Source organism: Streptomyces sp. Alt3, assembly GCF_030719215.1.
Classification (GTDB): Bacteria; Actinomycetota; Actinomycetes; order Streptomycetales; family Streptomycetaceae; genus Streptomyces; species Streptomyces glycanivorans.
Map to the genome: position 1 here is coordinate 3,938,877 of NZ_CP120983.1, position 23,128 is coordinate 3,962,004.

At 71.3% G+C, this 23,128-nt stretch carries 22 protein-coding genes and 1 riboswitch; of the genes, 12 read left to right on the plus strand and 10 right to left on the minus strand.

The window, feature by feature from the left end:
• Positions 1–59 precede the first annotated feature (59 nt).
• The 5 genes from P8A20_RS17265 to P8A20_RS17280 all read left to right on the plus strand — a co-directional run bounded on the left by P8A20_RS17265 (position 60) and on the right by P8A20_RS17280 (position 4,134).
• Positions 60–1,565 (plus strand): helix-turn-helix domain-containing protein, encoded by a 1,506-nt coding sequence (locus tag P8A20_RS17265; RefSeq protein WP_147960663.1) that lies wholly within the window; start codon positions 60–62, stop codon positions 1,563–1,565.
• A 592-nt stretch (positions 1,566–2,157) separates the two neighbouring features.
• Positions 2,158–2,367 carry a WYL domain-containing protein gene (locus tag P8A20_RS38930; protein WP_442812093.1) on the plus strand — a complete coding sequence of 70 codons (210 nt, stop codon included), beginning with the start codon at positions 2,158–2,160 and terminating at the stop codon, positions 2,365–2,367.
• A 94-nt stretch (positions 2,368–2,461) separates the two neighbouring features.
• A complete protein-coding gene (locus P8A20_RS17270; RefSeq protein WP_147960662.1) occupies positions 2,462–3,367 on the plus strand; it encodes a phosphorothioated DNA-binding restriction endonuclease in 906 nt (301 codons plus the stop codon).
• A gap of 66 nt (positions 3,368–3,433) precedes the next feature.
• Positions 3,434–3,712: a ribbon-helix-helix domain-containing protein gene (locus P8A20_RS17275; protein WP_306103807.1), complete on the plus strand. Its 279-nt coding sequence runs from the start codon at positions 3,434–3,436 to the stop codon at positions 3,710–3,712.
• A complete protein-coding gene (locus tag P8A20_RS17280; protein ID WP_306103808.1) occupies positions 3,709–4,134 on the plus strand; it encodes a PIN domain-containing protein in 426 nt (141 codons plus the stop codon). The genes P8A20_RS17275 and P8A20_RS17280 overlap by 4 nt, the downstream gene beginning before the upstream one ends.
• A 238-nt stretch (positions 4,135–4,372) precedes the next feature.
• Here the strand turns inward: P8A20_RS17280 and P8A20_RS17285 are convergent, their stop codons facing one another.
• Positions 4,373–4,858, minus strand: coding sequence for a hypothetical protein (locus tag P8A20_RS17285; protein ID WP_147960659.1), 486 nt, complete (start codon positions 4,856–4,858; stop codon positions 4,373–4,375).
• Complete coding sequence (locus P8A20_RS17290; RefSeq protein WP_306103809.1) at positions 4,855–5,103, minus strand: hypothetical protein; 249 nt, start codon at positions 5,101–5,103, stop codon at positions 4,855–4,857. The genes P8A20_RS17285 and P8A20_RS17290 overlap by 4 nt, the downstream gene beginning before the upstream one ends.
• 559 nt (positions 5,104–5,662) lie before the next feature.
• Between P8A20_RS17290 and P8A20_RS17295 the strand changes: the two genes are divergently transcribed.
• Positions 5,663–6,799 (plus strand): hypothetical protein, encoded by a 1,137-nt coding sequence (locus P8A20_RS17295; RefSeq protein ID WP_147960657.1) that lies wholly within the window; start codon positions 5,663–5,665, stop codon positions 6,797–6,799.
• Between the two features lie 66 nt (positions 6,800–6,865).
• Here the strand turns inward: P8A20_RS17295 and P8A20_RS17300 are convergent, their stop codons facing one another.
• From P8A20_RS17300 to P8A20_RS17315, 4 genes are all read right to left on the minus strand, one after another.
• On the minus strand, positions 6,866–7,276 hold the full coding sequence (locus P8A20_RS17300; protein WP_147960656.1) for a VOC family protein: 411 nt from the start codon (positions 7,274–7,276) through the stop codon (positions 6,866–6,868).
• Between the two features lie 5 nt (positions 7,277–7,281).
• Complete coding sequence (locus tag P8A20_RS17305) at positions 7,282–7,731, minus strand: helix-turn-helix transcriptional regulator (protein ID WP_147960655.1); 450 nt, start codon at positions 7,729–7,731, stop codon at positions 7,282–7,284.
• A gap of 83 nt (positions 7,732–7,814) precedes the next feature.
• Complete coding sequence (locus P8A20_RS17310) at positions 7,815–8,429, minus strand: VOC family protein (RefSeq protein WP_147960654.1); 615 nt, start codon at positions 8,427–8,429, stop codon at positions 7,815–7,817.
• 147 nt (positions 8,430–8,576) lie between these two features.
• On the minus strand, positions 8,577–9,494 hold the full coding sequence (locus P8A20_RS17315) for an SDR family oxidoreductase (RefSeq protein WP_306103810.1): 918 nt from the start codon (positions 9,492–9,494) through the stop codon (positions 8,577–8,579).
• A gap of 85 nt (positions 9,495–9,579) precedes the next feature.
• On the opposite strand from P8A20_RS17315, the gene P8A20_RS17320 reads away from it, so the two are divergent.
• Positions 9,580–10,152, plus strand: coding sequence for a TetR/AcrR family transcriptional regulator (locus P8A20_RS17320; RefSeq protein ID WP_306103811.1), 573 nt, complete (start codon positions 9,580–9,582; stop codon positions 10,150–10,152).
• Positions 10,153–10,295: 143 nt separating this feature from the next.
• Here P8A20_RS17320 and P8A20_RS17325 read toward each other — a convergent pair whose 3' ends face one another.
• Both P8A20_RS17325 and cobN read right to left on the minus strand, forming a co-directional pair.
• A complete protein-coding gene (locus P8A20_RS17325) occupies positions 10,296–11,051 on the minus strand; it encodes an IclR family transcriptional regulator (RefSeq protein ID WP_306103812.1) in 756 nt (251 codons plus the stop codon).
• A gap of 90 nt (positions 11,052–11,141) precedes the next feature.
• Positions 11,142–14,741: a cobaltochelatase subunit CobN gene (gene cobN, locus P8A20_RS17330; RefSeq protein WP_147960650.1), complete on the minus strand. Its 3,600-nt coding sequence runs from the start codon at positions 14,739–14,741 to the stop codon at positions 11,142–11,144.
• Positions 14,742–14,805: 64 nt separating this feature from the next.
• Positions 14,806–14,952: riboswitch (cobalamin riboswitch) on the minus strand.
• A gap of 107 nt (positions 14,953–15,059) precedes the next feature.
• On the opposite strand from cobN, the gene P8A20_RS17335 reads away from it, so the two are divergent.
• The 3 genes from P8A20_RS17335 to cobJ all read left to right on the plus strand — a co-directional run bounded on the left by P8A20_RS17335 (position 15,060) and on the right by cobJ (position 18,581).
• A complete protein-coding gene (locus P8A20_RS17335) occupies positions 15,060–16,361 on the plus strand; it encodes a ferredoxin-like domain-containing protein (RefSeq protein WP_306103813.1) in 1,302 nt (433 codons plus the stop codon).
• A gap of 73 nt (positions 16,362–16,434) precedes the next feature.
• A complete protein-coding gene (locus P8A20_RS17340; protein ID WP_147960648.1) occupies positions 16,435–17,061 on the plus strand; it encodes a precorrin-8X methylmutase in 627 nt (208 codons plus the stop codon).
• Positions 17,058–18,581, plus strand: a complete 1,524-nt coding sequence (gene cobJ, locus P8A20_RS17345) for a precorrin-3B C(17)-methyltransferase (protein ID WP_306103814.1) — start codon at positions 17,058–17,060, stop codon at positions 18,579–18,581. Before P8A20_RS17340 ends, cobJ begins: the two co-directional genes overlap by 4 nt.
• 142 nt (positions 18,582–18,723) lie before the next feature.
• On the opposite strand, the gene P8A20_RS17350 is transcribed toward cobJ, so the two are convergent.
• On the minus strand, positions 18,724–20,253 hold the full coding sequence (locus P8A20_RS17350; protein ID WP_306103815.1) for an alpha-1,2-mannosidase: 1,530 nt from the start codon (positions 20,251–20,253) through the stop codon (positions 18,724–18,726).
• 147 nt (positions 20,254–20,400) lie between these two features.
• On the opposite strand from P8A20_RS17350, the gene P8A20_RS17355 reads away from it, so the two are divergent.
• Complete coding sequence (locus tag P8A20_RS17355) at positions 20,401–21,210, plus strand: class I SAM-dependent methyltransferase (protein WP_306103816.1); 810 nt, start codon at positions 20,401–20,403, stop codon at positions 21,208–21,210.
• Positions 21,211–21,241: 31 nt separating this feature from the next.
• On the opposite strand, the gene P8A20_RS17360 is transcribed toward P8A20_RS17355, so the two are convergent.
• On the minus strand, positions 21,242–21,991 hold the full coding sequence (locus P8A20_RS17360) for a cobalt-precorrin-6A reductase (RefSeq protein WP_147964235.1): 750 nt from the start codon (positions 21,989–21,991) through the stop codon (positions 21,242–21,244).
• 15 nt (positions 21,992–22,006) lie between these two features.
• Here P8A20_RS17360 and P8A20_RS17365 point away from each other — a divergent pair, with 15 nt between their 5' ends.
• Positions 22,007–23,125 carry a cobalt-precorrin-5B (C(1))-methyltransferase gene (locus tag P8A20_RS17365; protein ID WP_147964236.1) on the plus strand — a complete coding sequence of 373 codons (1,119 nt, stop codon included), beginning with the start codon at positions 22,007–22,009 and terminating at the stop codon, positions 23,123–23,125.
• Positions 23,126–23,128 lie beyond the last annotated feature (3 nt).

A 23,128-nucleotide genomic window follows, 5' to 3' on the forward strand; every position in this document is an offset into this window, starting at 1 on the left:
GATCCAACGGAGGGGTGGGAATGACTCAAGGGGAGCTGGTTCCACGCGGATCACGCACGATGGTCTTCCAAAAGGACATCGACGGAACGCAGATCGGGCCTGACCGCTATGCATTCGCCCTCGCGCTACGCGAGCTGGCTCAGCGTTTGGGCGTGACCCTCAGCCGTTACTCCGTCCGTGTTCCCTGGGACCGCTCGACGCTTTCTCGGTACTTCAGCGGCGCCCTGGTCCCACCCGCGGAGTTCGTCGAGCAGCTCATTGGCGACGGCAATCGAGAGACGGGCACCGAGCTGACCCCGGACGCCCAGGACACCGTACGCAAGCTGCACCGGACCGCCCTGCGCGTCACAAGTCCCCACGCCGCCGACCTGCAGGATCTGCGGGACAAGCTCGCGAAGGCCGACCGGGAAAGCCGTCATCTACACCAAGAGGCGCGGCTCCTGCGTGAGATGGTCCGCAGCGCGCATGAACATCTCGATGAGCAACAGGCCCGGCTACGTCAGCTAGAACAGGCTGGCGCGGCCGCCCGGCTCGTACACCGCGCCGAACTGGACCAGCGGACCGCGGACTTCGATTCCCTGAGAGCCGAGCGGGACGAACTCCAGGAGACACTGATCCGGCTGACGGCGAAACTGGCGGAAGCCGAACGACGCGCCCGCGAGGCTGAAGAACGATGCATCGGGCTCGAGCAGCAGCTGGACACTGCCGAGGCTCATGCAGAGGAACGTGATGCCGAGGCTGAGGCGGACGTGGACACCGTCACAAATACGGCGACCGCAGAGCCCACAATCAGCCCGGGGATCAGCGTCCACCTCGGCATCACCCGGGAGGCCGGAGCCCGACTCGTGCGGACCCTCGACGAGCAAGTGCCGTTGCCTCTCACCGAGGCGCACCTACGGAAGGTACTTGGCCGGCCAGGGATCTATCAGCTCCTTCGCGGTGGCCCAAGCCAGCCGAAGGAGCGCATGTACGTGGGGAAGGCTGACCGCTCTCTGCCGCAGCGATTGGACTTCGCCCGTCTGAGGATCCTGGGCCGCAAGTACATCTCGTTGGACGACATCTACTTCACGTACGTCTACGTCGAGGATGACTTGTCTGCAGTCGCCCCGGAGAACCTCGTCATCAAGCACCTACAGGAAGAGCGCGGCGTCAGCCTCCTGTGGAACCACAACGGATTCGGCAACAACGATCCAGGGCGCAGGCGGGACCAGACACAGCTACAACCCCAGCACTTTGACGTGGCCCATCCCATCGACCTGGACTGGTCGCTCCGTCACGACGGGCGCCAGCAGCTGTTGTCTCCAAGGGACTTTGCCACCTACCTCAAGGCAGAGCTGCCCTTCGCCTTCAGGCAGAAGTTGGAACCCGCCTTGGCCGAGGAAGTCTCGCTAGAGGTCCCCCGAGGCCCTCTGAGCGCCGACACGGCCTTCCGGCTCCTTGCGCGGAATCTGGGGGAATCCTGGCAGGTCAGCGCGCTCAAGGGGTACGTGATCCTCTACAAGGAACACACCGAATACCCCAACGCCCTCCGCTACTACCGCGGCGAGAACGTTACGGACGCGTAATGGCGTGACCTGCAGGAACGGGATGCCCACTGGTCTCAGTTCTGGTCTCGTTCGCTCCTGTCCGGGACGGTACAGGCCAAGCCACGCCGAACGCTCCACCGGAGGTCAGGACACACACGGCTCGCTCCGGATGCTTAGGCGAGGACTTGGAAAGCGTGTTGGGGGCAACCCCTCACGAGTTCGAATCTCGTATCCTCCGCCATTGCTCTCACCGGGCAATACGTTGAAGGGCCCCGCAGCTTGCTGCGGGGCCCTTCAACGTTGGTGGTCTCAGTTCCGGTCTCATTCATTTCCGACACAAGAGACATTTCATTCCGTCGACTTGTCGTCGACGGGTCGAGTCACAGGACATCGCCTTCACTCAGAAGCGGGTTCTGCCGACCCAGGACGCAGGCGTCCCCCGCGATCCACCATTCTGGGTCTGTGCAGGACCGATTCCGGTCGGAGACCACCGGCACTCGTCTTTGTGAGGTGTCCCCGTCGGCATGCCCAGCGGATCAACTCTGGTCACGTGGCTGAGTGATCTGGAAGTCGACCGGCTTGAGCGGGTCCTGGCAGCTCGCCCGGATCCCGTGTCCCCGCCGGAACCACGATCGTTCGGCGCGATGTCCGCCAGCTCGCCCATGCCGTCGACGTCGGCACAGCAACCACGGTCGAGTACGTCGCCGCGTCGGGCAACCGGGCCGTACGTATCCTCAGCGAGCTCGTGCTCGACCCGCCCTACGTGTACGCCTGGTGCCACCTGCGCGACGGCCAACGGGTCTTCACCCTCTCCCGCATCCACGGCATCATGCCCGGGTAGCCGGGATCCGCGTCGTGGCCCGGTGTTCGGCCGGTCACTGCGGCCATGCCCCGCCACCAAGCACTGCGACGAGCCGCCATTACGATCGCCGACCATGGACTGGGTCGAGCGCACCGCGCAGTTGAGGCAGTGGACCAGGGGCGGGGCGCGGGCTCCGCACAAGCCGTTGCTGTTCCTGTACGCGCTCAGCCGGTTCCAGCAGGACGCCGACGACGAGCTGCGGTACAGCACGGTGGAGCAGGACCTGCGGCGACTGCTCGCCGAGTACGGTCCTGGGAACCGGACGACGCCCGCCTATCCCTTCCATCATCTGGTGAGTGACGGCGTGTGGGAGGTGCGCACCGAGCGCGGTCCGGGCAGCCCCGGGACCGGGGTCACGGAGCTGCGCGAAACCGGCGCCGCTGGGCGGCTGACGCCGGAGCTACGGGCGGCGCTGCGGCGGGATCCGCCCCTGCTCGGCCGAATGACACGCGTACTCCTCGATCTGAACTTCCCGCCCTCCCTCCACGGCGAGCTGTGCGAAGCCGTCGGCCTGGAACTGGAGGAGGCCGAGACCGGACTGGTCTCGGCCAAGCGCAGGCAGCGGGACCGGCGCATGCGGGAGATGGTCCTGACGGCGTACGAGTACCAGTGCGCCTTCTGCGGGTACGACGGCAGGATCGGCACGGTGCCGGTCGGGCTTGAGGCCGCCCATGTCCGCTGGTGGGCGTTCGACGGACCGGACGACCTCGAGAACGGGCTGTGTCTGTGCTCGCTGCACCACAAGCTGTTCGACAAGGGCGTACTCGGTCTCGGCGAGGGCCGTGGCGAGGCGCACCGCATCCTGGTCTCACAGAGCTTCGTCGGCCGCAGCACCGCCGCCCGCGAGCACGTCATCACGCTCGCCGGCCGTCCGGTCATCGGCCCCCAGTCGGGCCTCCGCCCCATCGCCGCCGCCCATCGTTCCTGGCACACCAGCCAGGTCTTCCAAGGCAGCCCACGTCCCGCCACGACCGCCTGAACGCCGACCTGGCGGTCACGCGAACGCACTGGTACGGGGTGTGATACCGAGAGTATGGTCTCTTGTATGGCCACGAAGAAGGTAACTGTGACGATTCCCGAGGATCTCCTGGACGAGATCCGCGCGGAGGCCGCAGAACGGGGACTGTCGGCGTACGTCGCCGAGGCGCTGCGCTTCAAGCGCGACCGGGACCGGCTGCGGGAACTGTCCGACTGGCTGCAGGAGGAATACGGCCCCCTCACTGAGGAGGAGCGCACAGCAGCGTTCGAGGAACTGGAGGACCTCGACGCCGAACACGAGCGCCGCCGCGCCGCTGGAAAGCACAACGCCGGAGAGGCCGCGTGAAGAAGCGTGCCATTGAGCACAAGCAGCGGCCATTGCGCGTCTTCGTGCTCGACTGCGAAGCCCTGTCGCTGGCTGTGCGCGGCGACCGGAAGATGATCGCCTGGCTCGACCTCGCGGCCCGGGGTGAAGCCGAGGTGGTGACGTCTCCGCTGACGCTGGTCGAGGCGTACGACGGCAGAACCACCGAGCAGCGCTGGGACTGGGTGCTCTCCCGGCTCGAGGTCGCCGACATCGGAAAGGACGAGGCCCGCCAGGCCCGCCGACTCCTGGCCGACGCCAAGCTGCACGGCCACAAGTACGCGATCGACGCGGTGCTCGCCGTCATCGCGCGACAGCAGAAGGGTCAGGTCACCGTCTTCACCTCGGACGTGGACGACCTGGAGAAGCTGGTCCCGGAGTCGATCATCGTCAAAAAGGTCTGACCCGGATCTCCGGTCTCAGTCTTGGTCTCATTCACCCTCGTCCAGCGCCGTCCATCACCTACCCGACGCCCCGATCCGCCGCAGGTCAGGACGGCGATGACTCATCCCGGGCCCCCAAGCGAACATTGGGAAAGCGTGTTGGGGGCAACCCCTCACGAGTTCGAATCTCGTATCCTCCGCCACTGCTCTCACCGGGCAGTACGTCGAAGGCACTCGCGGCCGGCTGTCAGCCGACCTCTCAGATCTGCACCACGTGCACGTCCTGGGCGTCCAGCGCCTTCAGATAGGCATCGAGGTCGGCGGGATCGCTGGTGAAGACCACGGCACTGCCATGCCGTGCCGCCGTCAGAGCCACCAAGGCGTCGACGGCGTCCGGCCGCTTCTTCGGGGGCAGGTCCGCCGTACCGAGGGCACTTCCGATGCGCTGCCATTCGGTGGTGTCCGGGCCGGTGGCACACACGATGCAGGTCGTCTGCCCCACGGTGGTGGGCCGCATGGCCGGGACCGAACTGCGAGCCTGCGGAACAGTGCAGTCCTTCATCACCCCGGCCAGGGCATGCACCGTGGCCGGGGTGGGCCGCCAGACCTGTGCCAGTACCGGTCCGAGCACGAGCGCCCTATGGGGCGCTCCCTGGAGGCCCGCGTGCAGACGCACGGCCTTCGCCCTGCGGTCAGCGAGCGCGATCAGCATGCCTGTGTCGTAGACCGGCACCCGGGCAGTCATGCGGCGTTGCCGGAGCGGGCGCCAGGACCGTCGGTGCCGTAGACGAGTCCCATGGCCTCCTGCACCTCCAGCCGTTCCTGCTCCGTGAGGTCGTCATCGGCGACTTCGGGCAGAGGCGGCAGTGTGGCAGCCTCCGCCTCCGCCTCCGCGATCACCGCGTCGAGCCGGGCGAACTGCGCTTCGGCCGCTTCCACATCGGCCATCTGCCGGGTCGCGGCGTTGGCAAGGTATGCGGAAACGTCCATGCCTGCCCGCTCCGCGTGAATCCGGATACGCTCGGCATGGTCACTGTCCAGGCTGATACTGATCCGCGTCTTGGGCATATCAGAAGTGTATGACGCGTATTACGCCCCGCCAAGCGCACCCTGAAGGGGCCGACGAGTCGGCCGCCTCGACTCGACCGCGCCCGAGGCCTCGCCCGTGGCCGTGGCCGTGGCCGTGGCCGTGGCCGTCCGGACCTTGCCCGACGGGGCCCTCGGGCTCAGCCCTGTTCTCATTGCCGCTGCACGGCAACGTCCTGGCCCGCACGGCACTACCGCACCCCCCGCGGGCCAGGAGGCACCTGGTTTCGGACATCTCGGTCATCGGTCGCTACGATCCGCGAAGAGGGACCGCCCGGTTTCGTCGCAAACTACCGACCACCATGGGCAGTTCACCCGCCGCACGGCCCGCTCCCGAGGGTGCGCACCCGGTCGCGGGCTCCTACAACCATCGTGTGCCCCCGGGAGTCTGGTCCGTAGCCGGCCGGCCGTGGGCCTCGTCGGCGTCCGGGGAAGCTCTCTCACCGCAAAGGACCGCTCACCGATGCATGTACGGCACCTCACGCGCACTGCGGCCGTCTCACTGGCTCTCGCCTCCACCCTGCTCATGGCCGGCGGCGCCGGTGCTGCCGAGGTCTCCGGCTGGGAGGTCTCCCTCTCCGGGGACAGCCCGGCCGGATCCCTGATGTCCGTGTCCTCGGTCGACGACGATCTCGCCTGGGCGGTCGGACGCAAGGACGGTTACGGCGTCATCATGCGCTGGGACGGTGAACAGTGGAGCGAGGACACCGCTCCGGGGCTTCCCGACGTCTGGCAGTGGTCGTCCGTCAGCGCGGTGTCCGCCGACGACGTCTGGGCCTACGGAACGGTGGGGCGGGACCAGGCCCTCGTGCACTACGACGGCGAGCGCTGGAACAGCGTCGCCGCGGCCGGGCCCGCGGACGACTCCTGGCCCGAGGTACCCCTCGACGCCGTCCCCGGCCGGCTCTTCAAGGGCGGCAACGCGCTCTACACCTACTCGGACGGCGCATGGCAGACCTTCGCGCTGCCGGCCCTCGTCGACATCAGGGACATCGACGCGATCTCGGCGGACGACGCCTACGCCACCGGCATGCGGTACCCGGTGGACAGCGGCCACCCGGTGACTTATCACTGGGACGGCGAGACCTGGTCACTGATGGACCAGCCTCCCGTGCGCACAGGTACGGACACCGCGAAGATAACCGCCGTGGCCCCGGACGACGTCTACGTCGCCGGGTGGGCCGACGGCCCCGACGCCGGCCCGCCCGTGCCGAGCGTCGCGCACTGGGACGGCACAGCCTGGGAGGACATCACGGGGGAGCTCGCCGACCTGTACCTCCACGCGATCGCCCCCGACGGGCGGGGCGGGCTCTGGGTGACGGGCAACGACCAGGCCGAACCCGCCAACTCCGAGGCGGTCTTCTGGCACTTCGACGGCACCACCTGGACCAAGGAGGCAGGGGCACCGGCTCCCGACGGAGACACCCGGTGGCCCTCGTACACCTTCTACGATCTGGCCCCGGCCGGGACCTCCGGCGAGTTCTGGGCCGTCGGCGACTACTCCACGCCCATGGACTCGCACGGCGACCAGACGGTCAACGGCCTGATCGAGCGGTCCACGACGCCTGCCGGAACACCTGCCGGAACACCTTCCGACTGACGGCCCAGGACGGCCCCCGGACGGCCCCGCCCGCCGCCGGTCACGGCGGCGGGCGGGGCCGTCGGCTCAGCTCAGTTCCTGGATGCGGATCAGGTTGCCCGCGGGGTCGCGGAAGGCGCAGTCGCGAATGCCGTACGGCTGCTCGGTCGGTTCCTGGACGACCTCGGCGTCACCTGCCTGCACCTTCTCGAAGGTGCCGTCGAGGTCCTCCGTCGCCAGCAGGATCCAGCCGTAGGTGCCCTTGGCCATCATCTCGACGACGGTGCGGCGTTCGTCCTCGGTGATGCCGGGGTCGACGGCCGGCGGAGCCAGCAGGATCGACGTGCCGGGCTGACCGGCGGGGCCGACCGTGATCCAGCGCATCGTGCCGGACCCGACGTCCTTGCGGACCTCGAATCCGAGGGTGTCGCGGTAGAAGGCCAGTGCTGCGTCCGGGTCGTCGTGCGGGAGGACGCTCGTGTGAATGGTGATGTCCATGCCGGTCACGCTAGCGGCGGTTCGGCGGCCCGGGCTTCTCGATTCCTGACCGGTCTGGTCACCTGTTTCGCCACGCACGCCGGCACTCCCGCCGCCCCGCTCACCGCTTGGCGCCGGTAGGTGCTGGGCGGCATGCCGACCAGCTCCGTGAAGCGCGTGCTGAAGGTGCCCAGCGACGAACAGCCGACCGTGAAGCAGACGTCGGTGACGCTGAGGTCTCCCCTGCGCAGCAAGGCCATCGCCCGCTCGATGCGCCTCGTCATCAGATAGCCGTACGGCGACTCGCCGTAGGCGGCCCGGAACTGGCGGCTGAGGTGCCCTGCCGACATGTTCACCCCCCGGGCCAGCGCCTCTACGTCCAGGGGCTGCGCGTACTCCCGGTCCATCCGGTCGCGGACCCGGCGCAGCAGCGCCAGGTCACGCAGGTGCTGGGACTCGGATGGTCTGCTCGTCACGTGTGCGATCGTGCCACGCCGCTCCGTCCCGCCGGGCGCGTTCCGCTCATCAGGCATGGGCGGCGCGACGGCCGCAGGGCTGATCAGTGCGATGTCTTCTCCCACTCGAAGCCGTCCGGGTCGGAGAAGGGGCCGTCGTCGCTGTCGAGCACGATCCGGTGCGATCCGGTGCCGTCCGGCGGCACTCCGGCGTCCTTGGCCAGGGCGTGACGGCCGTAGAGGGCCAGCGTGACGGGGCTCGACGGGGTGTCGAACTCGACGTACTTCCGGCCGAAGCTCTTCCCCACGGTGAAGCCCCGCTCGACGTAGAACTGCTTGCTCGCGAGCACGTCCTCGGCTCCCAGGAGAAGCACGAAGCGGTCGATCTCCCGGGTGGCCGGGCCCTTGTCCTTCTTGGCCGAGGTGGCGATCTTCCAGAGTGTCCCGTCGGGAGCCTGGACGACACCTCCGTAGCCCCACAGGGACTTCTTGGCCGGCTTCACCGACGAGGCGCCGGCCGCGAGCGCGGAGTCGACGAGGGAGTCGACCGTGGACGGCTGGGAGACCGTGAGTGACAGCGTGAAGCCGCGGAAACCGGTCGTCGGTGCCTCCGAGGCCCGCACGCGGAGCTCGGGGCCCAGGCCGAAGGCGGCGGCGTAGAAGTGTTCGGCGGCGGTGGGGTCGGCCACCTCGAGGGTGACGGATGCGATGGAAGCCATGTGACGAAGCTATTGCCGCTGCGCGCCGCGCGCTTCTCGATTCCTGACCGGTGAGGAGGCCGGGCCGGGGCCGTGTGGCGCAGGGCCCACCCGCGATGGCGCCGCCCGGCCCACTCAGGCGCCGGCCCGCTCGAGCAGCCCGCTCGCTCAGGCGGCGGGAGCGACGAAGTAGTGGCCCTTGTCCAGGTCCTCGATCAGGCCGGGGTGGGTCGGCCGCCAGCCCAGCAGTTCGCCCGTCAGGGTGTGGGATGCCGGGGCGTCGAGCCCGAGGAACCCGCTCAGCCAGGAGAAGTGCTCGGCCGCGTCCTCCGGAGCCACGGAGGAAACCGGCAGGTCGAGGTGGCGGCCGATCACCTCGGCGACGTCACGGATCGCGACCCCCTCCTCCGCGACGCCGTGCAGCACCGAGCCGGCGGGCGCCTTCTCGAAGGCCAGCCGGAACAGCTTCGCGGCGTCCAGACGATGGACCGCCGGCCAGCGGTTGGCGCCGTCGCCGATGTAGCCGGAGACACCGTGGGCGCGCGCCATGGCGACCAGGCTCGCCATGAAGCCGTTGTCGCCCTCGCCGTGGCAGGTGGGGGAGAGACGCACCACGGAGGCACGGACGTCGCGCGGGGCGAGGGCGAGCACCGCCTGGGAGGTGGCCGCCCGTACCGAGGTCGGGGAGCCGTCGATCGTCGGCCTGTCCTGTTCGGTGGCCACGCGTCCGGTGGCGAGACCCGCGACGCCCGAGGCGATGACAAGGGGGCGGCCGGTGCCCGCCAGTACGTCGCCGAAGGCGTCGACGGCCCGGCGGTCGGCTTCCGCCGCCCCCAGGAAGTCGCCGGTGAAGGCGATGTCGTGCTTGAAGGCCAGGTGGATCACGCCGTCCGACGCGGCGGCCGCGTCCCGCAGGGCGTCGAGATCGTCGACGGTCCCGCGGACCACGTCGGCCCCGGCCGCGGTGAGCGCGGCGGCGGAGGCGTCGGAGCGGGCGAGGCCCACCACCTGATGGCCGGCGTCGATGAGCTCGGGCACGACGGCGGAACCGATCCAGCCGGACGCACCGGTCACGAAAACACGCATGGCAACTCCCGAACGATCGATGTCATTGACTGACATCAACCGTAGCACCGTGATGTCAGTTCCTGTCATCACGTAGGATCCAGGCATGGGTAGATGGGAGCCGAACGCGCGCGGACGCCTGGCGGAGGCCGCGTTGGAGCTCTACAGCGAGCGCGGCTTCGAGCAGACCACCGTGGCGGAGATCGCCAAGCGGGCCGGGCTCACCGAGCGGACCTACTTCCGGCACTACGCCGACAAGCGCGAGGTGCTCTTCGGCGGCACCGAGCTGCAGGACCTGCTGGTCGAAGCGGCCGCCGGCGCTCCGGAGTCCATGGCTCCGGTCGACGTGCTGGCCGTGGGCCTCGACGCGATCTCCGGGATGTTCGAGGACCGGCGCGCGTACGCACGCAGGCGTCAGGCCGTGATCATCGCGAACGCGGAGCTCCGGGAACGCGAGCTGATCAAGCTCGCCTCGCTGTCGGCCGCGCTCGCCGGGACCCTGCGCCGGCGGGGCGTGCCGGAACCGGCCGCGAGCCTGACCGCCGAGGCGGGCGTCGCCGTCTTCAAGGTCGGCTTCGAACGCTGGATCGCGGAGTCCGAGGAACGCGGGATGGCACCCGTGATGAGGGAGCTGCTGGACGAGCTCAAGTCCGTGGCCCGGGGCGGACACGGCGCGTAGGCGCATCCCCGGGGCGGACACGGCCGCGTAGGCGCGTCCCCGGGGCCCACACGCCTCGTAGGGGCTTCCTCCCCAGGCCGAATGAGAGCACCTCGCCCGGACCGCCCGCAGGCGCCTTCCCCGAGGCTCCCGGCCCGGTCCCCTCAGCCCCCGAGGGAGAGGCCCCTGGTCACACGGTCCGCCGAAGACAGCAGGCTTTCGCGGACCTGGCTGGTCCGGTACATGCGGTCCGCCCGGAACGAGACGCCGAGCGACCCGAGCGTGGTGCCGTTGTACACGGGAACCGCGATGCACACCGTGCCGAGGTCGTACTCCTCGCGGTCCATGACCACCGGCGCCGGAAACGACGATTCGAGCTGCCGGAGCAGTTCCTCCCGGTGCGTGATCGTGCGGGGAGTGAGATCGGCGAGTGTGTGCCGCGAGAGGTACTCGGCCCGGGCGTCGTCGTCCAGCTCCCGCAGCACGCATTTCCCGAGCGCCGTGGCGTGCCCAGCGTCCTTGAACCCCACCCAGAGATCGACCTTCGGTGTCTGCGGACCGTCGACGATCTCGGCGATCCTGATCTCGCCCTCCTCGTAGAAGGTGAGGTAGGCGGCGGCCGACAGATCGTCCCGGAGCGAGGCGAGGGCCGGGCGGATCCGGTTCATCAGGGCCTGTGCGGAGTGGTCGCCGCCCGCGCCCGGGTTGTCGCCCAGCACGAAACCGCCGCCCTCGAGCCTGCGGAGATAGCCGTCCTTCGTGAGGGCCCCCAGCACCCGCAGGGCCGCGTCGAGCGACAGCCCTGCCTCCCGTGCCAGCCGCTCCGCGGGCGCTCCCCGCTCGTGCGCCGCCACGGCTTCCAACAGGCGGAACGCCTGCTGGACAGAGTTCATGGGCGCGTGGCCCGCTCGGTCACCCATGTCACAAGCTTGGACCCGCCGCCGGGAGGCAGCAAGACAGGACGGTGGCGCACCGGCCGGGCGCGCTTCCCGGCCGGTGCGCTCATCCGCTCAGTCCTCGCCCTCCAGATCACCCTCGGTCTCCAGGAACACCTGGCGCAGCGCTTCGAGCACCGCCGGGTCGGGCTTCTCCCACATCCCCCGGGACTCCGCCTCCAGGAGACGTTCGGCGATGCCGTGGAGGGCCCAGGGGTTGGCCTGCTGGAGGAATTCGCGGTTCGTGGGGTCGAGGACGTACGTCTCGGTGAGCTTGTCGTACATCCAGTCCGCGACCACGCCCGTCGTCGCGTCGTACCCGAAGAGGTAGTCGACCGTCGCGGCCAGCTCGAAGGCCCCCTTGTAGCCGTGGCGGCGCATCGCCTCGATCCACTTGGGGTTGACCACCCGGGCGCGGAAGACCCGGGACGTCTCCTCGACCAGGGTGCGCGTACGGACCGTCTCCGGACGGGTCGAGTCCCCGATGTACGCCTCGGGGGCGGTGCCCTTCAGCGCGCGCACGGTCGCGACCATGCCGCCGTGGTACTGGAAGTAGTCGTCCGAGTCCGCGATGTCGTGCTCACGGGTGTCGGTGTTCTTCGCCGCCACCGCGATCCGCTTGTACGCGGTCTCCATCTCGTCCCGCGCCGGGCGACCGTCCAGCTCACGACCGTAGGCGTAGCCGCCCCACACCGTGTACACCTCGGCGAGGTCGGCGTCGGTGCGCCAGTCACGTGAGTCGATGAGCTGAAGCAGCCCGGCGCCGTACGTACCGGGCCGGGAGCCGAAGATCCGGGTGGTGGCACGCCGCTCGTCGCCGTGTTCGGCGAGATCGGCCTGGGTGTGGGCGCGTACGAAGTTCCGCTCGGCCGGCTCGTCGAGCGAGGCCGCCAGGCGTACGGCGTCGTCGAGCAGGCCGATGGTGTGCGGGAAGGCGTCGCGGAAGAAGCCGGAGATACGCAGCGTGACGTCGATGCGCGGGCGACCGAGTTCCTCGTACGGGATCGCCTCCAGGCCCGTGACCCGGCGCGAGGCGTCGTCCCAGACGGGGCGGACGCCGAGCAGGGCGAACGCCTCGGCGATGTCGTCGCCCGCGGTGCGCATCGCGCTGGTGCCCCACAGGGACAGGCCGACGGAGGTGGGCCAGTCGCCGTTGTCGGCGCGGTACCGCTCCAGGAGCGAGTCGGCGAGGGCCTGGCCGGTCTCCCAGGCGAGCCGGGAGGGGACCGCCTTCGGGTCGACGGAGTAGAAGTTGCGGCCGGTCGGCAGGACGTTGACCAGGCCGCGCAGCGGGGACCCGGACGGGCCCGCGGGGACGAAGCCGCCGTTCAGCGCGTGGACCGCGTGGTCGAGCTCGTCGGTCGTGGCGGCGAGGCGGGGCACGACCTCGCGGGCGGCGAAGTCGAGGATGTCGGCGACGGCCTGGGGGTGGCCCGCGGCGACACCGGCGACGGCCGCCGGGTCCCAGTCCGCGTCGTCCATGGCCTGGACGAGGGCGCGGGCCTTCTCCTCGGTCTCGTCGGCCGCGGTGCGGGTGGCCGCCGACTCGTCCAGTCCGAGCGCCTCGCGCAGACCGGGCAGCGAGGCCGTGCCGCCCCAGATCTGACGGGCGCGCAGGACGGCGAGGACCAGGTTCACGCGGTCCTTGCCGGCGGGGGCGCCGCCCAGGACGTGCAGACCGTCGCGGATCTGGACGTCCTTGATCTCACAGAGCCAGCCGTCGAGATGCATGATGAACTCGTCGAAGCCCTCGTCCTCGGGCCGGTCCTCCAGGCCCAGGTCGTGGTCGAGCTTCGCCGCCTGGATGAGGGTCCAGATCTGGGCGCGTACGGCCGGGAGCTTGGCCGGGTCCATCGCGGCGATCTGGGCGTGCTCGTCCAGGAGTTGTTCGAGGCGGGCGATGTCGCCGTAGCTGTCGGCGCGTGCCATCGGCGGCACGAGGTGGTCGACCAGCGTCGCGTGCACCCGGCGCTTGGCCTGGGTGCCCTCGCCCGGGTCGTTGACCAGGAACGGGTAGACCAGCGGCAGGTCCCCCAGCGCGGCGTCGGGGCCGCAGGCGGCGGAGAGACCGGCGTTCTTCCCGGGCAGCCACTCCAGGTTGCCGTGCTTGCCGAGGTGGATCATCGCGTCCGCGCCGAAGCCGTTGTCGTCGGCGGACGCGGCGATCCAGCGGTACGCCGCCAGGTAGTGGTGCGAGGGCGGCAGGTCCGGGTCGTGGTAGATCGCGATCGGGTTCTCACCGAAGCCGCGCGGCGGCTGGATGAGGATGAGCAGATTGCCGCGGCGCAGGGCCGCGAGCACGATGTCGCCCTCGGGGTTGCGGGACCGGTCGACGAACATCTCGCCGGGTGCCGGGCCCCAGTGCTCCTCCACGGCCTCGCGCAGCTCGGCGGGCAGCGTGGCGAACCAGCGGCGGTAGTCGGCGGCGGGGATCCTGACCGGGTTGCGGGCCAGCTGCTCCTCGGTGAGCCACTCCTGGTCGTGGCCGCCCGCCTCGATGAGCGCGTAGATCAGCTCGTCGCCGTCGCCCGAGACCAGGCCCGGGATCTCCTCCTCGGGGCCGAAGTCGTAGCCCTCCTCACGGAGCCTGCGCAGCAGGGCGACGGCGCTGGCTGGGGTGTCGAGGCCGACCGCGTTGCCGATGCGGGAGTGCTTGGTCGGGTAGGCCGACAGGACCAGCGCGATCCGCTTCTCGGCGGCCGGGATGTGGCGGAGCCGCGCGTGGCGTACGGCGATCCCGGCGACGCGGGCAGCCCGCTCGGGGTCGGCGACGTACGCCGGCAGGCCGTCCTCGTCGATCTCCTTGAAGGAGAACGGCACGGTGATCAGACGCCCGTCGAACTCCGGCACGGCGATCTGGGTGGCCGCGTCCAGCGGGGAGACGCCCTCGTCGTTCTCCTCCCAGGCGGCGCGCGGGCTGGTGAGGCAGAGCGCCTGGAGCACCGGGACGTCGAGGCCGGTGAGGGCACCCGCGTCCCAGGACTCGTCGTCCCCGCCGGCCGACGCGGTCGCGGGCTTGGTGCCGCCCGCCGCGAGGACGGTGGTCACTATGACGTCCGCGGCACGGAGTTCGTCGATGAGCTCCGGTTCGGGCGACCGGAGCGAGGCTACGTACAGCGGGAGGGGGCGGGCGCCCGCGTCCTCCACGGCCGCGCAGAGCGCCTCGACGAACGCGGTGTTCCCGCTCATGTGGTGGGCGCGGTAGTAGAGCACCGCGACGGTCGGGCCGGTGACGTCCCGGGCGGTCCGCTCCAACGGGCCCCAGGCGGGCGCCGGGGCGGGCGGCTCGAAGCCGTGGCCGGTGAGCAGCACGGTGTCGGAGAGGAAGCGGGCCAGCTGCTCCAGGTTGGCGGGGCCGCCGTGCGCGAGGTAGGCGTGCGCCTCGGCGGCGATGCCGACGGGCACGGTCGACGCCGCCATCAGCTGTGCGTCGGGGGCCTGTTCACCTGTCAGTACGACGACGGGCCTGCCGGTGGCCAGTACCTGGTCCAGCCCCTCCTGCCACGCGCGGACACCACCGAGGAGGCGTACGACGACCAGGTCGGTCCCCTCCAGCAGCTGCGGGAGGTCGTCGAGGGAGAGCCGGGAGGGGTTGGCGTAGCGGTAGCTGACCGGTCCCTGCGCGGCACGGGCGCTCAGCAGGTCGGTGTCGGACGTCGACAGGAGCAGGATCATGCGGCGTCAGCCCTCCTCGGGGTGTCCACGCCCCGGGCAGTGTCGGATCGGCTGCTCGGACGGGACCGAGAGCCTGGGAAAGGGAGTTCCTGACTCGCCCGGCCGGGGCCGGGCTCACAGTGGCGGGACCGCGCCGGAATCTCACCGGGCTTCCTCCCATGTCGCCGTACGGCGATGGCGGACCGAACGGACCGCCGCTAGGCATAGTAGGCGGGGGGAGGGGGGTCCTGACCAGACGGCCCCCCGCCCTGGCCGCGACGGCGGCGGCTGTCCCGTAGGTCACAGTGACCGCAGGGGTCCACCACGGTCACGGTCGGTATGCTCGCCGCCATGTCCGCATCCCCCCTTCCGTCCCGTTCTCCGGGCGACGCGTGTGCCCGGAGCAGCGGTGACGCCTGCCCCGGCGCGCTGCGCCTGCACCGGGCGGACGACGGTGCGCTGGCGCGGATCCGCATACCCGGCGGGGTGCTGACACCCCGCCAGGCAGAGGCGCTGGGGCAGGCCGCCGAGCGCCTCGGTGACGGTGAGCTGCATCTCACCTCCCGCGGCAACGTGCAGCTGCGCGGGCTCGCACCGGACTGCGGTGCCGAGCTGGCCGGACTGCTGGACGAGGCCGGGCTGCTCCCCTCCGCACGGCATGAACGCGTGCGCAACATCGTCGCGTCCCCGCTGTCCGGGCTCGACGGCCTCGGTTCCGTCGACGTCGGACCCTGGCTGACCGGCCTCGACCGTCTCCTGTGCGGTAGCCCGGGCGCGACGGCGCTCTCAGGACGTTTCCTGTTCGCGCTCGACGACGGCCGCGGCGATGTTGACGCCCTCGGAGCGGACCTCACCCTGTTGGGACACGACGGCGATGCCCTGCTGCGCGTCGGGCACGGCGACGAGGTCCTCCGCGTGCACGCCGACGACGGCCCCCGGGCCGCGCTGACCGCCGCGGAAGCCTTCCTCGACTCCGCCCGGGGGACCGGCGCCTGGCGGGTGAAGGACCTGCCGGACGCCGACGCCGCGGCACTGCCCGCCGAGGTCGTCCGCCGGCTGCGGCAGACGGGCACCACCGTCACGGCGGACCACCGCCCCCGCCCCCTCGAAGTCCTGCCGCCTGCCCACGGCCCCGTCGTGGGCGGCCACCGCGAGTCCGCCCTGTCCGTCGGTGTACCGCTGGGACGGCTGGCCCCGGCCCAGTGGCGGCTGTTGCTGTCGGGCGCGGGGGAACTGCGCCTCACCCCGTGGCGCGGCATCGTCGTCACCGGCATCGGCCCCGGCCTGTCGGAGGGCCTGTCGGCGGGCCTCGCCGAGGCCGGCCTGATCACCGGGCCCGGCTCCCCGTGGGCCGGGGTGGGCGCCTGCATCGGCCGGCCCGGCTGCGCGAAGTCGCTGGCCGATGTGCGGGCCGAGGCGGGGGCCGCCGTCGGACCGGCCGGGCATCTCCCTGTGTACTGGTCGGGCTGCGAACGCCGCTGCGGCCATCCGCACGGGGAGTGGATCGACGTGGTCGCCACCCCCCGAGGACACCGGATCTCCCACGTCCGGGGGGACCTCGTCACCACGGCGGCGACGGTACGGGACGACCCGGCGGCGCTGGCCGCCGCCGTGGCGGCGGCCCGGGGCGCACGCACCTGACCACCACGCACGACCCCCTGTTCGGCCCCTCTCCGACCTGTTCGGCGAGAAAGACGAAGAAAGCGACAGCACTGTGCATCAGTACGAGAAGGACGGACCGGCGATCTACCGCCAGTCCTTCGCCACCATCCGCGCGGAGGCGGATCTGGCAGGGCTGCCCGCCGACGTGAGCCAGGTCGCCGTCCGCATGATCCACGCCTGCGGCATGGTCGACCTCGTACGCGATCTCGCCTTCTCGCCGAACGTGGTGGCCGACGCCCGCGCGGCCCTGCGCTCCGGCGCGCCGATCCTGTGCGACGTGGCGATGGTCGCCAGCGGTGTCACCCGCAAGCGGCTGCCGGCGGACAACGAGGTGATCTGCACCCTGTCCGACCCGGCCGTTCCAGGACTGGCCGCGGAGCTGGGCACCACGCGCAGCGCGGCAGCCCTGGAGCTGTGGCGGGACCGGATGGAGGGCGCGGTCGTCGCCGTCGGCAACGCGCCCACCGCGCTCTTCCGGCTGCTGGAGATGATCGAGGAGGGCGCCCCGCGCCCCGCCGCCGTCATCGGTGTGCCCGTCGGCTTCATCGGGGCCGCCGAGTCCAAGGAGGCCCTGGCCTCCCACCCGTCCGGGCTGGAGCACCTCGTCGTCCGGGGCAGGCGTGGGGGCAGCGCCATCGCCGCCGCCGCCCTCAACGCGATCGCCAGCGAGGAGGAGTGAGCGTGCCCGAGCAGCAGCACACAGGTGGCGCGGGACGGCTGTACGGCGTCGGTCTCGGCCCGGGCGACCCGGCCCTGATGACAGTGAGGGCGGTGCAGATCATCGGTGAGGCCGATGTCGTCGCGTACCACTCGGCCCGGCACGGCCGCTCCATCGCCCGCTCGATCGCGGCGCAGTACATCCGCGCCGATCACATCGAGGAGGCGCTGGTCTACCCCGTCACGACGGAGACCACGGACCACCCCGGCGGCTACCGGGGCGCGCTGGACGAGTTCTACGCCGAGGCCGCGGCCCGCCTCGCGGTCCACCTCGACGCCGGGCGCACGGTAGCCGTGCTCGCGGAGGGCGACCCGCTCTTCTACGGCTCGTACCAGCACATGCACAAGCGGCTCGCGGACCGTTACGACACCGAGGTCATCCCGGGCGTCACCTCGGTCAGTGCCGCCGCGGCCCGCCTCGGCACCCCGCTCGTCGAGGCCGAGGAGGTCCTGACGATCCTGCCGGGCACCCTGCCGGAGGAGGAGCTGACCGCACGTCTGGCGGCCACGGACTCCGCCGTGGTGATGAAGCTGGGCCGGACGTTCCCGGCCGTGCGCCGGGCGTTCGAAGCCTCCGGGCGGCTCCCCGAGGCACGCTACGTCGAGCGTGCCACCATGGCCGGCGAGCGGACCGGCGACCTCGCGGACACCGACGCGGACACCGTTCCGTACTTCGCCGTCGCCGTGCTGCCGAGCCGGATCGACGCGCCCCGCCCCGAGCGGAGCCCCGGTTCCGGTGAGGTCGTCGTGGTCGGTACCGGGCCGGCCGGGCCGCTGTGGCTGACGCCGGAGACCCGCGGGGCGCTGGCCGCCGCCGACGACGTGGTCGGCTACACGACGTACCTGGACCGGGTGCCGGTCCGTCCCGGCCAGCGGCGCCACGGGTCCGACAACAAGGTGGAGTCCGAGCGCGCGGAGTTCGCCCTCGACCTGGCACGCCGCGGACACCGTGTCGCCGTGGTGTCCGGAGGCGACCCCGGGGTCTTCGCGATGGCCACGGCGGTCCTGGAAGTGGCCTCGCAGGACACGTACGCGGACGTCGCCGTGCGAGTGCTGCCCGGGGTGACCGCGGCCAACGCCGCCGCCGCCAGGGCCGGTGCGCCGCTGGGCCACGACTACGCCACCATCTCGCTCTCGGACCGGCTCAAGCCCTGGGAGGTCGTCGCCGGAAGGCTGCGCGCGGCGGCCACGGCCGACATGGTCATGGCGCTGTACAACCCGGGCTCACGCAGCCGGACATGGCAGGTCGGCAAGGCCCGCGACCTGCTGCTGGAGCACCGCTCCCCGGACACGCCCGTGGTACTCGGCCGTGACGTCGGAGGTCCGGCGGAGAGCGTACGGACGGTGCGGCTGGGCGACCTGGACCCGGCCGAGGTGGACATGCGGACGATCCTCATCGTCGGCTCCTCGCAGACCCGATGGGTGCACCGGCGTGGCGGCCGTCAGATCGTCTGGACGCCACGCCGCTACCCGGAGGACTGACAGGACCGGGCAGGGCCCGGGTCGGGGTCCGGGTCGGGGTCCGGGTCGGGGTCCGGGTCGGGGTCCGGGTCACGGTGCCTCGACCTGAGGCCCTGAGGCCTTGGGCCCGGTCCCGAGGCCGGGGTCCGGACCGGCGTCCGGATCAGCGTTCCCTGACCTGTTCGGCCAGCTTGCCGATGGAGCGGGCCGCCTCGGCCAGGCTGCGGGCCGCCCGCTCCAGCTCCACGGCAAGACGCGCCGTCCGCTCGCCCGCCGCGAGGTCGTCCTGGACGACGACGGCCGTGCCCCGGTATCCGATGGGGCCCTCGTCGTGCCGCTGGTAGTAGCCGCTGAAGTGGTCCGAGGCGAACCCCGCGAACCGCACACCGGAGAGCTGTGTCTCGCCCGCGCCCCCGTTGCCCGTGATGTCGAGGCGGTAGCAGGAGAAGGGCGCCGGGGCCGCGCCGATCCCGAAAGTCCTGCTCTCGAAACGCCTGTCGAAGCCCTGCCCGGTCCGGGAGTCCAGCTCCGTCCAGTGGACCCCGTCCTGCGAGCCGGACAGGGTCCAGTCCCGGGGATCGCGGTCGGGGAAGTCGTTGGCGGATATCAGCGTGTAGCCGGTGAGGGCGGTGGGCCGGCCGAAGGCGAATTCCACGGTCGCCTCGCACTCACCCGCCAGCCACTTCTCCCGGGAGTCCCGCAACAGATTCTCGGCGACCTCCCCGGCCTCCTCGAACTCGTCGCTGACCTCCACGACGGTCGCCTCCCCGGTGACGTCCGGTGCCGCTCCCGGAAGCCTGTCGGCGATGCGCAGCGCGGCCGTACCGGAGTTGCCCCGCTGGTCACGCCAGGTCACCCGCTCCACGGGTCCGGAGCCGTCCTCCACCAGAAGCCTCAGCTCTCCGGAGGAGTGCCAGGCACCGCCCCAGCCCTCCTCGGTGCGGAAACGGTGCACCCGAAGGCCCTCGGTCCCCTCCGGGAACGGCCCACGCCCTGTGACACGGCCGCGGAACTCGGCGAGTGTGCCGTCGGCGGCGCGGTGATGGCCGTGGAAGTCGGACATGTTCGACTGGAAGCTGATCGCCGACTCCGCGCCGTCCTGCCCGCGCCATCCCAGCTGGGCGGGCAGCGACTGCTCGCCGCGGTCGACGTGGAACAGCAGCCGGGGGCCGGGCCGCCAGGACGAGGTGAACGGCAGGCGGCGCTCCGTCGTGTAGGTGAAGACCGTGTCACGGGCCGCGTCAGCGGCCATCGCACGCTCGGAGCGGCCACGCTCGTACACGGAGTCGAGGGTGACGCGGTAGAGCCGGAGCATGCTGCGCGCGTCGGCACCGGTGCGTATCTCCAGCGTGTTGGTGCCCGGCCGCAGCAGCTCGCCCGGGACCGCGAGCACGTTGTCCTGCGGCAGGTCACCGCCGCCGGGCACGGTGAACCCCTCGACGAGTGCCTTCCCGTTCACCAGCACGTCGACCGGGGCGTACCCGGGAGAACCGCCCAGCTTGGAGACCAGCGCGGTGACCTTCAGCGTCACCTCGGCGATCCGCTCCTGACCGTCGATCTCGAAGTCCAGCTCGGTGCTCGCGTCAGCGCCCATCGCCAGATGCGACGACCCCTCGTGGCAGTGGCGATACCTGATCCCCGCGTTGGACACACCGACCGGTGTGGCGGAGAAGTCTGCGAACGTCGCTTGCATGGAGGTCTCCTGGTGGTACGTCACGCCCGGGGCGTCCGTCGGTGGATCTACGGACGACGCTAGTCCCGGCCACTGACAGCCCGGCGTCCCGGCGACGGACGGCGGATCACGGCCACCGAAGTCCCGGCCCGTGCCAGGATGTCCGCCATGTCCGACCGCACCGACCGCACCGACCGCACCGACCGCGCACTGAGCTTCGGCCCGGTCGCGGAGGCGTACGAACGCTTCCGGCCGGGCTACTCCCCAGAGCTCGTCGACAGAGTGCTGGAGTACGCGGATCAGCCGGTCCGTACCGCCCTTGAGATCGGCGCCGGGACGGGCAAGGCGACCCGACTGTTCGCCGGGCGCGGGATCGAGGTCACCGCGACCGAGCCCGACGGTGCCATGCTCGCCGAGCTGCGCGGACACGTCCCGGCAGGTGTCAGGACCGTGCGGTCCGCGTTCGAGGACCTGCGGCCGGGACAGCGGTACGGCCTGGTCTACGCGGCGGCCGCGCTCCACTGGACCGCCCCGGAGGGCCGGTGGTCACGTGTGGCCGCGCTGCTGGAGCCGGGTGGCGTGTTCGCCTCGTTCGGCGGGCCGGCCCAGCTGTCCGACGCGGCGGTGAAGGAGGCCGTGAGCGAGGCTCGCGCCCCCTTCATGGAGAGCGACGAGGTGCCGTCCCCGGACGGGACGCCTCCGGAGAACGCCATGCAGTGGCCGGGAACGGAGCTCCTGCGGTCCGAGTGGTTCACCGGTGTCGAGCAGTCCGTGGTCGAACACCGCGTGACCATGAGTGCGCGTGACTACGTCGGTCTGCTCTCGACGATTTCGGCCTATCTGGTGCTGCCGGCCACGGAACGGGAGCAGGTTTTCGGGCAGATCATGAAGGTTCTGCCCGAGGCGGTCGAGGTCACGGCCGACGTCACCGTCCATCTCGCCCGCCGGGTACACGAGCAGCCTCGTCCCGGCCGGTGAGAACCGGTGCCGCCCAGGCCCCCCTCGCGGTTCAGCCGCTCGTAAGAGCCCTCAGCAGGGCGAGGGCTTCTTCCGGCGTACCGGCCACCGGAACGCCCGGCGGGACCGGTGGCCGTCCGACCACGACCACGGGAATCCCCGCCTCGCGGGCGGCTGTCAGCTTGGGTGCGGTCGCGTCACCGCCACTGTCCTTCGTGACGAGGACGTCGACACGGTGCCGCCGGATCAGCTCCCGCTCGCCCTCCAGCGAGAACGGGCCCCGGTCGAGCAGAACCTCCATCCGCGCGGGGTACGGGAGCTCGGGCGCGTCCACCGAACGCATCAGGAACCACAGCGCGTCCAGGGCGGCGAACGCCGCCAGACCCATGCGCCCGGTGGTGAGGAAGACGCGCGACCCGAGCCCGGGCAGCAGCTCCGCCGCACCCGTGAGCGAGTCGGTGACGTGCCACCGGTCGCCCTCCACGGGCACCCAGCCGGGCCGTCGAAGGGCCAGCAGGGGAACATGGACAGCGGCAGCGGCCGAGGCCGCGTTGAAACTGATCTTGCCGGCGAAGGGATGGGTGGCGTCGATGACCGCATCCACATGGTGTGCGCGGAGCCACTCGGCCATGCCCTCGGCTCCGCCGAAGCCGCCGACGCGCACCTCGCCGGGCGGCAGCTTCGGCTGTGCGACGCGGCCGGCGAGTGAGCTGGTCACCCGGAACCCGTCCAGGGGCACCAGGGACTCCGCCAGCCGACGGGCCTCCGTCGTGCCGCCGAGGACGAGTACGTGCAAGGGCATCCGATCGGTCCATCCATGAGCAGTGAGGCGCAGGGCGGGCGCACCGCCCAACTCAAGCACACCGGTCTGCGGCCGGGATGGACGACCGGGGCCTGTGCGACGGCGGCGACCACGGCCGCGTACACCGCGCTGCTGACCGGCGAGTTCCCGGACCCGGTGACCATCACCCTGCCCAAGGGCCAGACCCCCGCCTTCGCCCTCGCGGTGGAGGAGCTCGCCGGCGGGCAGGCCACGGCAGGCGTGGTCAAGGACGCCGGCGACGATCCGGACGTCACCCACGGCGCCCTGGTGCGGTCCACCGTACGGCTGCTGCCCGCCGGCTCCGGGGTGGTGTTCCGGGCGGGTCCCGGCGTCGGAACGGTGACGCTTCCCGGGCTGCCGCTCGCGGTCGGAGATCCCGCGATCAACCCCGTCCCCCGCGAGATGATGCGGGACCACGTCGCGCGGGTGGCGGCTGAACACGGCGGCACCGGCGACGTCGAGATCACGGTCTCGGTGGACGACGGTGAGGAGATCGCACGTTTCACGTGGAACATTCGCCTGGGCATCCTGGGCGGAATCTCGATCCTGGGCACGACGGGCATCGTGGTGCCCTACTCCTGCTCGGCCTGGATCGACTCGATCCGCCGCGGGGTGGACGTGGCACTCGCGGCCGGACACCGCCATGTCGCGGGGTGCACGGGCTCGACCTCGGAGAAGACGGTGGTGGCCGAGTACGGGCTGCCGGAGATCGCCCTGCTGGACATGGGCGACTTCGCGGGCGCGGTGCTGAAGTACGTGCGGCGGCACCCGGTCGAGCGGCTGACCATCTGCGGCGGGTTCGCCAAGCTGTCCAAGCTGGCCGCCGGACATCTGGACCTGCACTCGGGCCGTTCCCAGGTCGACAAGCCGTTCCTGGCACGGCTGGCACGTCAGGGGGGCGCGAGCGAGGCGTTGGCGGCCGAGATCGAGGTCGCCAACACCGGCCTCGCCGCCCTGCAGTCGTGCATGGCGGCGGGCGTCCCGCTGGGCGACCTGGTGGCGGTGGCGGCACGGGACCAGGCGCTGTCGGTGCTGCGGGGAGCTCCGGTCGCGGTGGACGTCATCTGCATCGACCGGGCGGGCGCCGTCGTGGGGCGCAGCGAGGCGCGCTGAGCC

Bases quoted from the DNA above. Each gene is read 5' to 3' on its own strand.
- P8A20_RS17265 (WP_147960663.1), top strand. From the start codon at position 60: ATGGTCTTCCAAAAGGACATCGACGGAACGCAGATCGGGCCTGACCGC.
- P8A20_RS17270 (WP_147960662.1), top strand. From the start codon at position 2,462: ATGGACTGGGTCGAGCGCACCGCGCAGTTGAGGCAGTGGACCAGGGGC.
- P8A20_RS17275 (WP_306103807.1), top strand. From the start codon at position 3,434: ATGGCCACGAAGAAGGTAACTGTGACGATTCCCGAGGATCTCCTGGAC.
- P8A20_RS17285 (WP_147960659.1), bottom strand. From the start codon at position 4,858: ATGACTGCCCGGGTGCCGGTCTACGACACAGGCATGCTGATCGCGCTC.
- P8A20_RS17290 (WP_306103809.1), bottom strand. From the start codon at position 5,103: ATGGACGTTTCCGCATACCTTGCCAACGCCGCGACCCGGCAGATGGCC.
- P8A20_RS17295 (WP_147960657.1), top strand. From the start codon at position 5,663: ATGCATGTACGGCACCTCACGCGCACTGCGGCCGTCTCACTGGCTCTC.
- P8A20_RS17300 (WP_147960656.1), bottom strand. From the start codon at position 7,276: ATGGACATCACCATTCACACGAGCGTCCTCCCGCACGACGACCCGGAC.
- P8A20_RS17310 (WP_147960654.1), bottom strand. From the start codon at position 8,429: ATGGCTTCCATCGCATCCGTCACCCTCGAGGTGGCCGACCCCACCGCC.
- P8A20_RS17315 (WP_306103810.1), bottom strand. From the start codon at position 9,494: ATGCGTGTTTTCGTGACCGGTGCGTCCGGCTGGATCGGTTCCGCCGTC.
- P8A20_RS17320 (WP_306103811.1), top strand. From the start codon at position 9,580: ATGGGTAGATGGGAGCCGAACGCGCGCGGACGCCTGGCGGAGGCCGCG.
- P8A20_RS17325 (WP_306103812.1), bottom strand. From the start codon at position 11,051: ATGGGTGACCGAGCGGGCCACGCGCCCATGAACTCTGTCCAGCAGGCG.
- cobN (WP_147960650.1), bottom strand. From the start codon at position 14,741: ATGATCCTGCTCCTGTCGACGTCCGACACCGACCTGCTGAGCGCCCGT.
- P8A20_RS17335 (WP_306103813.1), top strand. From the start codon at position 15,060: ATGCTCGCCGCCATGTCCGCATCCCCCCTTCCGTCCCGTTCTCCGGGC.
- P8A20_RS17350 (WP_306103815.1), bottom strand. From the start codon at position 20,253: ATGCAAGCGACGTTCGCAGACTTCTCCGCCACACCGGTCGGTGTGTCC.
- P8A20_RS17355 (WP_306103816.1), top strand. From the start codon at position 20,401: ATGTCCGACCGCACCGACCGCACCGACCGCACCGACCGCGCACTGAGC.
- P8A20_RS17360 (WP_147964235.1), bottom strand. From the start codon at position 21,991: ATGCCCTTGCACGTACTCGTCCTCGGCGGCACGACGGAGGCCCGTCGG.
- P8A20_RS17365 (WP_147964236.1), top strand. From the start codon at position 22,007: ATGAGCAGTGAGGCGCAGGGCGGGCGCACCGCCCAACTCAAGCACACC.